Source organism: Modestobacter sp. SYSU DS0657 (assembly GCF_054050925.1).
In genome coordinates this window covers 1-10,156 of sequence record NZ_JBJHAG010000049.1, presented here as the reverse complement: position 1 = coordinate 10,156, position 10,156 = coordinate 1, and the positions used below count along the sequence as shown (strand labels likewise).

The following is a 10,156-nucleotide window of genomic DNA, read 5'->3' as shown; positions in this document are numbered from 1 at the left end:
CCCCCCCCCCCCCCCCCCCCCCCCCCCCCCCCCCCCCCCCCCCCCCCCCCCCCCCCCCCCCCCCCCCCCCCCCCCCCCCCCCCCCCCCCCCCCCCCCCCCCCCCCCCCCCCCCCCCCCCCCCCCACGTCCGGTCAGCCGGGTGGACCCGGCTGACCGCGGTGGAGCCGCTGACCCGGAGCCGGGAGCGGTCTCCGCGCGGCCGGGGATGGCAGCGGGCCCCGCCCGCGGGTCGCGGACGGGGCCCGGGAGGAGGGCAGGGTCGGTCAGGGGTGGTCGATCCCCAGCCAGCGGAAGGCGTTGCCGCTCATCACGTCGGCGAGGTCCTCCGGCGGCAGGTCCAGCGTGCGCAGGGTGCGCCCGGCCGGCTCCTCGCGCAGCATCGCCGGGAAGTCCGAGCCCACCAGCAGCCGGTCGGCGCCCAGGTAGTCGACCAGGAACCGCAGTGCGCGGCGGTCGAAGACCATCGAGTCGTACCAGAACCGCCGGGCCAGCTCGACCGGCGAGGGCCCGTCGTCGTGCATCACCGCGCGGGTCAGGTCGACCGGCTCCTCGTTCCAGGATCCACCCCAGAAGTACTGGGCCCGGGGCAGCATCAGCGGGAAGCCCCCCGCCGCGTGGCTGAAGGAGATGCGCAGGTCCGGGCAGGCCTTCGCCGTCCCGCCGGTCACCATGGAGCCCGCCGCGAAGGCGCCCTCCACACCGACGACGTAGGTGCCCATGGCCGACATCGGCAGCCGCTCCGACGGGCTGGGCATGGCGTGCACGAACACCGACAGGCCCAGCCGCTCGACCTCGGTGAAGAACGGCAGGAACTGCTCGTGGCCGATCGACTTCCCCAGGATGTTGGAGGCGATCTCCACCCCGAGCAGCCCCTGGTCCTTGATGGCCTTGAGCTCGGCGGTGGCGGCGTCGGGGTCCTGCAGCGGCACCATGCCCAGCCCCTTGAGCCGGTCCGGCACCTCCGCGCAGAGCAGCGCGGTGGCCTCGTTCACCCAGCGGGCCAGGGACATCCCGTCGTCGGCGGGGAGGTCGTAGCGCAGCAGCGGCGGCATCGGGCTGAGCACCTCGACGTCGACCCCGGAGGCGTCCTGCTCCTGGATGCGGCGTTCGGCGTCGAAGAAGGCGTCCCGGGCGGTGAACCGCATCTGGCCGAAGACCAGGGTGCGGGCGGTGTCGCCGTCGACCGGTTCCATCCGGGGGAAGCACTCCGGCGCATCGGCCGGGTAGTCGCGGGGCAGCAGGTGGGCGTGCGCGTCGACGAGCACGGGTGCCTCCTCAGGCGGACAGGTTGGGGTGGACCGACACGTGCACCGGGGACTCCCCCGGCACCTCGCCGGCGAGCGTCTCGATGGCCAGGGCGGTGTCGTCCAGGCCGAACGTGTGGGTGTGCAGCTTCTCCAGCGGGAACCGCCCGGACTCGATCAGCGCGATGGCCGCCTCCTGACCGGCGAAGTCCACGCCGAACGCGCCCTTGACGACGAGCCCGCGGTTGATGATCAGGTCGGTGCTCAGCGGGATCTCGCGCCCGCCCTTGAGCCCGGCGAGCACCACGGTGCCGCCGAACCGCGCCACCTTCAGCGCGTCGGTGACCGGCCCGGCGGCCATCGGGGTGAGCTCCAGGACGACGTCGGCCATCTCGCCGCCGGTGATCTCCCGGACCCGCTCGACGACGTCCTCGCCGTCCTCCCCCACCACCACGGTGTGGTCGGCGCCGAACTCGCGAGCCAGTGCGAGCTTGTGCTCGTCGGCGGCCAGGCCGGTCACGACGACCGTGCCGGCGCCCGCGGCCTTCGCCGCGATCACCGAGGCGATGCCGCGCTGGCCGGCGCCGAGCACGACGACGGTGTCGCCGAGCCCGATGCCGCCCAGGTGCACCGCCCAGCGCACGCCGGCGCCCAGCGGGTTGAACATGACCGCGATCTCGGCGGGGATCGTCTTGTCGATCTTGTGCAGGACCGAGTTCGGCGTCAGGTAGAGGTGCTCGGCGAACCCGCCGAACAGGCTCGGCTCGACGTCGACCCCGGTGACCCCGTGCCCCAGGGTCCGGTTCGGGCAGGCCTGGTAGCGCCCGGTGAGGCACTTCTCGCAGGCCCGGCAGGGGACGATGACCTCCAGCGCCACCCGGTCGCCGACCTGCACCCCCCAGCGCTCGGCCGCCCGGTCACCGATCTCCTCGATGATCCCCATCGGCTCGTGACCGGGGATGAAGTCGCCGCGGCCCATCGACATGTGGCCCTTGTAGGTCTCCACGTCGCTGCCGCAGATGCCGTTGGCCTCCACGCGCAGCAGACCGTCGTCGGCACCGATCACCGGGCGGGGGAAGTCGCGCAGCTCCATCTTCCGGGGCCCGGTCTGGACCACCGCGCGCACTCTGTCGCTCATCGCTCTCCTCGAGCTCGGCCGGCGCGCGGGTGCGCCGGGTGACCGGTGCCGCCCGGGAGGAGCCGGGCGGCACCGGACGTGGGAGGGGCATCCGGCGCGGGGTCAGTCCTCGTGGACGATGACGCCGCGGATGTTCTTGCCGTCGTTCAGGTCCTGGTAGGCCTGGTTCACCTCGTCCAGCCGGTACGTGCGGGTGACCAGCTCGTCGAGCTTGAGGTCACCGGCGCGGTACAGGCCCAGCAGCTTCGGGATGTCGTAGAGCGGGTTGCAGTCGCCGAAGAGCGCGCCGCGGACCTGGCGCTGGTAGCCGATGAGCGCGCCGGCGTGGAAGTGCACGGCCTTCTCGGTCAGCTTGCCGACGCCGGTGATGGTCACCTTGCCGCCCTTGCCGGTCATCGCCAGCGCGGAGTTGACGATCTCCTCGGTCACCACGCCCGGGGTGAGGATGGCGTGGTCGGCCAGCTGCCCCCACGTCGTCTCCACCACGAAGTCGTGCGCCTCCTTCGCCGAGGCGAAGGCGTGCGTGGCGCCGAAGACGGTGGCCATCTCCCGCTTGAACTCGACCGGGTCGACGACGACGACGTTCTTGGCCCCGGCGTACCGGGCGCCCTGCACGGCGTTGCTGCCCACCCCGCCGGAGCCGAAGACGACGACGGTGTCCCCGGGCTTGACGCCGGCGGCGTAGACCGCCGAGCCCCAGCCGGTGGGGACGCCGCAGCCGACGAGGCTGGCGACCTCGAAGGGGATGTCGTCGGCCAGCGGCACGCACGCCCACTCCGAGACCACCGCGTACTGGGAGAAGGTGCCCAGCGAGCAGAACCCGCCCAGGTCCTCGTCGCCGAGGTGGAACCGGAAGGTGCCGTCGAGGAACATGCCGCTGCCGGCGTTGAGGCCCTTGACGCACATGTTCTGGTGCCCGGTGGAGCAGGGTCGGCAGGCGCCGCAGGCGGGGATGTAGGAGCAGATCACCCGGTCACCGGGCTTGACCCGGCGGACGTCGGGGCCGACCGACTCGACGATCCCGGCGCCCTCGTGGCCACCGACCATCGGGAAGCGCACCGGGGCGTCGCCCTGGGTGATGTGGTCGTCGGAGTGGCAGAGCCCCGAGGCGGCGAACTTGACCCGCACCTCGTGGGCCTTGGGGTCGTCCAGCTGCAGGTCGACCATCTCCCAGCCGATGTGCGGCCCGCGGGCGATGGCGGCGTGCGTGGTGATGCTCATCGGGATGCCTCCCAAGCAGGGTGGACGAGGGCGGGGTGGAACGAGCCGAGGGCGGGTCGGGCCGAGCCCGGAGCGCGGAGGTCAGGCACCGGTGCCGCGCAGGGAGACGGTCTTGACCTGGGTGTAGTCCAGGACGGCGTCGGCGCCCATGGTGCGGCCGAAGCCGCTGCGCTTGTAGCCGCCGAACGGGCCGCCGATGACGCCGGCGCCGAGTGCGGCGTTGACCGCCACCTGGCCGGCCTGCAGACCCCGGGAGAACCGGACGGCCTTGCCGACGTCGTTGGTCCAGACCGAGGCGACCAGCCCGTAGTCGGTGCCGTTGGCGACCTGCAGGGCCTCGGCCTCGTCGGCCACGGGGGTGACCCCGAGGACCGGGCCGAAAATCTCCTCCTGGTGGATGCGCATCGCCGGGTCGACGTTGTCGAACAGCGTGGGCTCGACGAAGAAGCCGCGCTCGTACTGCTCGCCCGCGGGACGGCCGCCGCCGAGCACGAGGTCGGCCCCCTCCTCCTGGCCCAGCTGCATGTACTTGAGCACCCGCTCGTGCTGCTTGCCGTTGATCAGCGGGCCCATGTTGACCTGCTCGTACCAGGGGCCGACCTTGACCTTCGACATCTGCTCGGCCAGCCGCTGCACGACCTCGGCGTGGATCGAGCGCTCGACCACGACCCGGGAACCGGCGGCGCAGATCTGGCCGGTGTTCATCGTGATGCCCATGGCGATCGCCGGGATGGCGGCGTCCAGGTCGGCGTCGGAGAGGATCACCTGCGGCGACTTGCCGCCCAGCTCCAGGTGCAGCGGGGTGAGGTTCTTGGCGCAGGCGGCCATCACCAGGGCGCCGGTGTCCGGGGAGCCGGTGAAGCTCATCCGGCGGATGCCCGGGTGGGCGGGCACGGCGGCGCCGGCCTCGTGGCCGTAGCCGGTGACGACGTTGACCACGCCCGGCGGGATGCCCGCCTCCAGCGCCAGCTTCGCCAGCGCCAGCGCCGTCAGCGGCGCGTCCTCGGCCGGCTTGATCACGATGGTGTTGCCGGCGGCGATGGCCGGGCCGACGTCGTTGACGAACATCGGCGCCGGGGCGTTCCACGGGATGACCGCGCCCACCACGCCGTAGGGCTCGCGCAGGGTGAGCCCGATGGCGTCGGGGGTGTAGGTCGGCAGGGTCACGCCCTGCACCTTGTCGGCCTGGCCGGCGACGAAGTTCAGGATCCGGGACATCGGCGGCGGGCCCCAGCTGGGCCGGCCGACCTCCTGGGACTCCAGCTGGTCCAGCTCGGTCGCGTGCTGGTCGATCAGCTGGGCCCAGCGGGTGATCAGCGCACCCCGGGCGGTGGCGTTGGTGTCCCGCCAGGCGGGGAAGGCCGCCTCGGCCGCGCGCACGGCGGCGTCGACGTCCTCGGCGCCGCCGCGCGGCACCCGGCCGAGCACCTCACCGGTGGCGGGGTTGATCACGTCGATGGTCTGCCCGCCGGCGGCGGGCACCCAGTCACCGCCGATCAGCTGGGCGTCGTCGATGAGCAGGGGCGAGCCGGCCTGCGGGCCGGGAGGAGCGATCGTCATGTCCGGTTCCTTCAGTGCTCGTGGATGATCACGCCGCGGATGTTCTTGCCGTCCAACATGTCCTGGTAGCCCTGGTTGACCTCGTCGAGGCGGTAGGTGCGGGTGATCAGCTCGTCGAGCTTGAGGTCACCGGACCGGTAGAGGCTGAGCAGGCGGGGGACGTCGAACAGCGGGTTGCAGGCGCCGAAGATCGCGCCCTGGATGCGCCGCTGGTAGCCGATGAGGGCGCCGGGGTGCTCGTTCACCCAGCCGTTGCCGACCGCGGTGACGGTGACCTGACCGGTCTTGCCCACCACCTGGAGCGCGTCGGCGATGACCTCGTCGTGGAGGACGCCGACGGTGATGATCGCGTGGTCGGCGAGCTCGCCCCAGGTGACCTCGTTGACGAACTCCTGGGCCTCCTTCGCCGTGGCGAAGGTGTGGGTGGCGCCGAAGACGGTGGCCATCTCCCGCTTGAACTCCACCGGGTCGACCACGACGACGCGCTGCGCGCCGGCGTACCGGGCGCCCTGCACCGCGTTGCTGCCCACGCCGCCGGCGCCGTAGACGACGACGGTCTCCCCGGCGCGCACCCCCGCGGCGTGCACCGCGCTGCCCCACCCGGTGGGGACGCCGCAGCCGACCAGGGAGGCCACCTCGAAGGGGATGTCCTCGGGGATGGGGATGACGCTGAACTCGCTGACGACGGCGCGCTCGGAGAAGGTGCCCAGCACGCACAGGCCGCCGAAGTCCTCACCGTTCTGGTGGAAGCGGAACGTGCCGTCGGGGAACTCCCCGGTCGAGGCGTTCTTGCCCTCGTCGCAGAGGTTCTGCCGGGCAGTGGAGCAGTAGCGGCACTTGCCGCAGGCGGGGATGAAGGAGCAGACGACGTGGTCGCCGACCTTCACCCGGGTGACGCCCTCACCGACGGCCTCGACGATGCCCGCGCCCTCGTGGCCACCGACCACGGGGAAGCGCATCATCGCGTCGCCCTTCTGGATGTGGTCGTCGGAGTGGCACATCCCCGCGGCCATGAACTTGATCCGGACCTCGTTGGCCTGGGGGTCGTCGAGCTCGAGCTCGGTGATCTCCCACGGCTTGCCCGGCTCCCGACAGACCGCGGCGCGTGTGGTCATGCTCATCTGGGGCCCCTTCCGTGCTGACGACTGGTGGTACGGGCGCTGGCCGGGGGGCGAGAGCCTCGCTGGTACCCCGGGGCGACGCCCGGAGCCGAAGGGGACACTGCCGCCGCGGACGTGGCGTGGGCCACACACCATTCCGACCCGCGGAAGACGAGCCGGGCGGACTCCCCGGTCCGCTCGCCCACCCGGCGGGGCCCTGTCTCCGCCCAGGTGGGCCCGGCCTTCCCCCGGGTGGAATACGCCTTCTCGGGTACCGAACGGCGTCCATACGTTCGACGACGTCCGGGTGACCCTCGACACATCGCCGTCCCGCCCAGCGCGCGGGCCCGCCGTCGGGATCGCACCAGTGCACGAGCCAGCCGCACCAACGGGGACTGGCGTGAGAAGGGGACACGGCGTGATCGACAAGTTCCGCGAGGACGTGTTGTCCGTGGTCGACAGAGTGCCGTCAGGAGCGTCCATCGCGGTCGGCGGCTTCGGCAGCTCCGGCCGCCCGGACCTGCTCCTGAACGCCCTCTGCGAGCTGGGCAAGCGCGACCTGCACGTCTACGTGAACAACGTGGGCCACGACTTCACCGGCGTGGGGAGGCTGCTGCACGAGGGCCGGCTGCGCCGGGTGACGGCGTCCTTCCCGATCCTGCAGGAGTTCTACGACGAGTACTTCGCCGGCAAGGTGGAGCTGGAACTGGTGCCGCAGGGCACCCTGGCCGAGCGGCTGCGGGCCGGCGGCTCGGGCATCCCCGCCTTCTTCACCCCGTCCGGTGCCGGGACGATGCTCGCCGACGGCACCTTCACGCTGCGCTACTCCCCCGACGGCGGGGTGGCCGAGCACGTGCCGGCCAAGGAGCACCGCCTGATCGACGGGCGCGAGTACGTGCTGGAGACCGGCATCGTCGCCGACTTCGGGATGGTCAAGGCGTACTCCGGGGACCGCAAGGGCAACCTGCGCTTCCGGCTGTCGGCGCGGAACTTCAACCCGCTGGCCGGGATGTCCGGCCGGCACACCTTCGCCGAGGTCGACCGGCTGGTCGAGGTCGACGAGCTGCACCCGGACGACGTCCACCTGCCCGGCGTCTTCGTCGACGACGTGGTGCCGACCAGCCCGGCCCGCACCACCACCCCCGACGACAGCCGGCTGATCGCGAGGACCCGCTGATGACCGCCACGCAGACCCCGCCGGTGACCGGCCGCACCCGCGAGGGGATCGCCGAGCGCCTGGCACAGGACCTGCAGGACGGCTACGTCGTCAACCTCGGCGTCGGCATCCCGCTGGCCGTGCCGAGGTTCATCCCGCCGGGCGTGGAGGTCGTGCTGCACGCCGAGAACGGGGTGCTGGGCATGGGCCCGGCCCCCGATGGCGAGGGCGACGTCGACCTCACCGACGCGGGCAAGCAGCCGATCACGCTGATGAGCGGGGCGGCGATCACCGACTCGGCGATGTCCTTCGCGATGATCCGCGGCGGCCACCTCGACGTCACCGTGCTCGGGGCGCTCCAGGTGTCCGCCGCCGGCGACCTCGCCAACTGGTACGTGCCCGGCCGCAACCCCGCCGTCGGCGGGGCGATGGACCTCGTGGCCGGAACCCCGCAGGTGTGGGTGACGATGGAGCACTGCGACCGCAAGGGCCGCTCCAAGGTCGTCCGCGAGTGCACGATGCCGCTGACCGGCAAGGCCTGCGTCACCCGCGTCTACACCGACCTGGCCGTCTTCCACGTCGTCGACGGCACGCTCCGGCTGGTCGAGTGCGCCCCCGGCGTCACCCCCGCCCAGGTCCGCGCCCACACCGAGGCGCCCTACACCGAGGACCTGCGGTCGTGACCTGGACCTCGCGCATCGACCTGGACCGGATCACCGCGATCGACGTGCACACCCACGTGCACCGGTCGGTCTCCGCCCCGCCGCCGGCCGACAGCAGCGCCGACGACATGGGCGCCTACTTCGGCATCGGCTCGATGCCGCAGTACACGCTGCCCGAGCTCGCCCAGTACTACCGGGAACGGGACATGGCCTGCGTCGCCTTCGGCGTGGACAGCATCTCCCAGACCGGGGAGGAGCTGGTGCCCACCAACGAGGAGGTCGCCGAGCTCGCCGCCGAGCACGCCGACGTGGTGATCCCCTTCGCCAGCATCGACCCCGCCCGGGGCGCCGCCGGCGTGCGGGCCGCCCGACGGCTGATCACCGACCACGGCGTCCGCGGGTTCAAGTTCCACCCCAACACCCAGGGTTTCCACCCCAACGACCGCGCGGCCTACCCGCTGTACGAGGTGATCGCCGAGCACGGGCTGATCGCGCTGTTCCACACCGGCCAGACCGGGGTGGGGGCGGGCACGCCCGGCGGGGGCGGCATCCGGCTGAAGTACTCCAACCCGATGGACGTCGACGACGTCGCCGTCGACTTCCCGGACATGGACATCATCCTGGCCCACCCCTCCTTCCCCTGGCAGGACGAGGCGCTGGCCGTGGCCACCCACAAGCCGCGGGTCCACATCGACCTCTCCGGCTGGTCGCCGAAGTACTTCCCACCGCAGCTGGTCCGGTACGCCAACAGCCTGCTCAAGAACAAGGTGCTGTTCGGCTCGGACTTCCCGGTGATCACCCCGGAGCGGTGGATGAAGGACGCGGAGACCATCGGCCTGAAGGACGAGGTCAAGCCGCTGATCTACAAGTCCAACGCCGCACGGCTGCTCGGGCTGCTCCCGCCCGGGCGCTGACCCTCCCTCTCACAGACAGGACAGACCTCCATGCAGGACGTCGAGGGCAAGGTCGCCTTCATCACCGGCGGGTCCAGCGGCATCGGCCGCGGGATCGGGCTCGCCCTGGCCCGGGCCGGCATGACGGTGGTGATCAGCGGCCGCCGTCAGGAGCACATCGACGAGACGACCGCGGAGTTCGCCGCCGCCGGGCTCGCGGTCGACGCGGTGCAGCTCGACGTCACCGACGCGGCCGCGGTCGAGGCGGCCGCCGCCGCCACCGTCGAGCGCCACGGCCGGGTCGACGTGCTGGTCAACAACGCCGGCATCGGGCTGACCGGCCCGGTCATGGGGGCCACCGCCAGCGACTGGGACTGGCTGATCGACGTCAACATCAAGGGCGTCGGCAACGGGCTGCGGGCGTTCGTGCCGCACATCCGGGCGCACGGCGAGGGCGGGCACATCGTCACCACCACGTCGATGGCCGGGCTCCTGCCGATCGTCGCGGGCCTGTACTCGATGACCAAGGCGGCGGTGATCGCGCTGTCGGAGGCGCTGGCGATCGAGCTGGCCCCCGAGGGGATCGGCGTCTCGGCGTACTGCCCGGGGCCGGTGCACAGCAACATCGCCGGCGCCGTCGCCGCCCGTCCCGAGCAGTACGGCGAGAGCGGCTACACCCCGCCGCCGGCGGAGTTCCTCGAGCGGGCCAAGAGCCAGCCGTACATGAGCTACGTGGAGGCCGGCGAGCGGGTGCTCAACGGCATCCGGCGCGGCGACCTGTTCATCCTCACCCACCCCGAGTTCCGCGAGGGGGTCCGGGAGCGGTTCGAGACCACGCTGGCCGCGTTCCCCGACGAGCCGATCGACGAAGCGCGCGCCGCGGCGATCCCCTTCCTCACCAGCTCGCCCATCTACGCGCCGGAGAACCGCCTCCCCTCCCCCCGCCTCACCGACCTCGTCCCCTGAGGGCCCCGCCGGGCCGGACCACCCGCCGTCGCACCCGCATCCCACGCCCTTCCCGCGTGTTCCCCGCGCTGCAGGGCGTGGGATGCGGGTGGAGGGCGTGGAAGGCGGGGTCGGGACTTTGCACACAGACGATGAGGGCGGGGGGGGCGGCGCCGGGCCGCGGCGGCCGGGGCGGCCCGCCCCGCCGCCCGCCGGGGGGGGGGGGCGGGGGGGGC

Annotated in this window: 9 protein-coding genes; 4 read left to right on the top strand and 5 right to left on the bottom strand. The window is 72.7% G+C overall.

The window, feature by feature from the left end:
* Nucleotides 1-264 precede the first annotated feature (264 nt).
* The 5 genes from ACI79A_RS19385 to ACI79A_RS19365 form a co-directional block, all read right to left on the bottom strand.
* A complete protein-coding gene (locus ACI79A_RS19385) occupies nucleotides 265-1,266 on the bottom strand; it encodes an amidohydrolase family protein (protein ID WP_457085393.1) in 1,002 nt (333 codons plus the stop codon).
* A gap of 10 nt (nucleotides 1,267-1,276) precedes the next feature.
* Nucleotides 1,277-2,383, bottom strand: coding sequence for a zinc-dependent alcohol dehydrogenase (locus tag ACI79A_RS19380; RefSeq protein ID WP_457085392.1), 1,107 nt, complete (start codon nucleotides 2,381-2,383; stop codon nucleotides 1,277-1,279).
* A 102-nt stretch (nucleotides 2,384-2,485) separates the two neighbouring features.
* On the bottom strand, nucleotides 2,486-3,604 hold the full coding sequence (locus ACI79A_RS19375) for an NDMA-dependent alcohol dehydrogenase (RefSeq protein ID WP_457085391.1): 1,119 nt from the start codon (nucleotides 3,602-3,604) through the stop codon (nucleotides 2,486-2,488).
* Between the two features lie 81 nt (nucleotides 3,605-3,685).
* Entirely contained in the window at nucleotides 3,686-5,164 is a 1,479-nt protein-coding gene (locus tag ACI79A_RS19370; RefSeq protein WP_457085390.1) for an aldehyde dehydrogenase family protein, read from the bottom strand.
* 11 nt (nucleotides 5,165-5,175) lie between these two features.
* Entirely contained in the window at nucleotides 5,176-6,285 is a 1,110-nt protein-coding gene (locus tag ACI79A_RS19365) for an NDMA-dependent alcohol dehydrogenase (protein WP_457085389.1), read from the bottom strand.
* Nucleotides 6,286-6,682: 397 nt separating this feature from the next.
* On the opposite strand from ACI79A_RS19365, the gene ACI79A_RS19360 reads away from it, so the two are divergent.
* Genes ACI79A_RS19360 through ACI79A_RS19345 form a run of 4 tightly spaced genes read left to right on the top strand, consistent with a single transcriptional unit; the run spans nucleotide 6,683 to nucleotide 9,941 of the window.
* Complete coding sequence (locus ACI79A_RS19360) at nucleotides 6,683-7,441, top strand: CoA transferase subunit A (protein WP_457085388.1); 759 nt, start codon at nucleotides 6,683-6,685, stop codon at nucleotides 7,439-7,441.
* A complete protein-coding gene (locus ACI79A_RS19355) occupies nucleotides 7,441-8,103 on the top strand; it encodes a 3-oxoacid CoA-transferase subunit B (RefSeq protein ID WP_457085387.1) in 663 nt (220 codons plus the stop codon). Before ACI79A_RS19360 ends, ACI79A_RS19355 begins: the two co-directional genes overlap by 1 nt.
* Nucleotides 8,100-8,996, top strand: coding sequence for an amidohydrolase family protein (locus ACI79A_RS19350; RefSeq protein ID WP_457085386.1), 897 nt, complete (start codon nucleotides 8,100-8,102; stop codon nucleotides 8,994-8,996). Before ACI79A_RS19355 ends, ACI79A_RS19350 begins: the two co-directional genes overlap by 4 nt.
* 30 nt (nucleotides 8,997-9,026) lie before the next feature.
* Complete coding sequence (locus ACI79A_RS19345; protein WP_457085385.1) at nucleotides 9,027-9,941, top strand: SDR family NAD(P)-dependent oxidoreductase; 915 nt, start codon at nucleotides 9,027-9,029, stop codon at nucleotides 9,939-9,941.
* The last annotated feature ends 215 nt before the right edge of the window (nucleotides 9,942-10,156 follow it).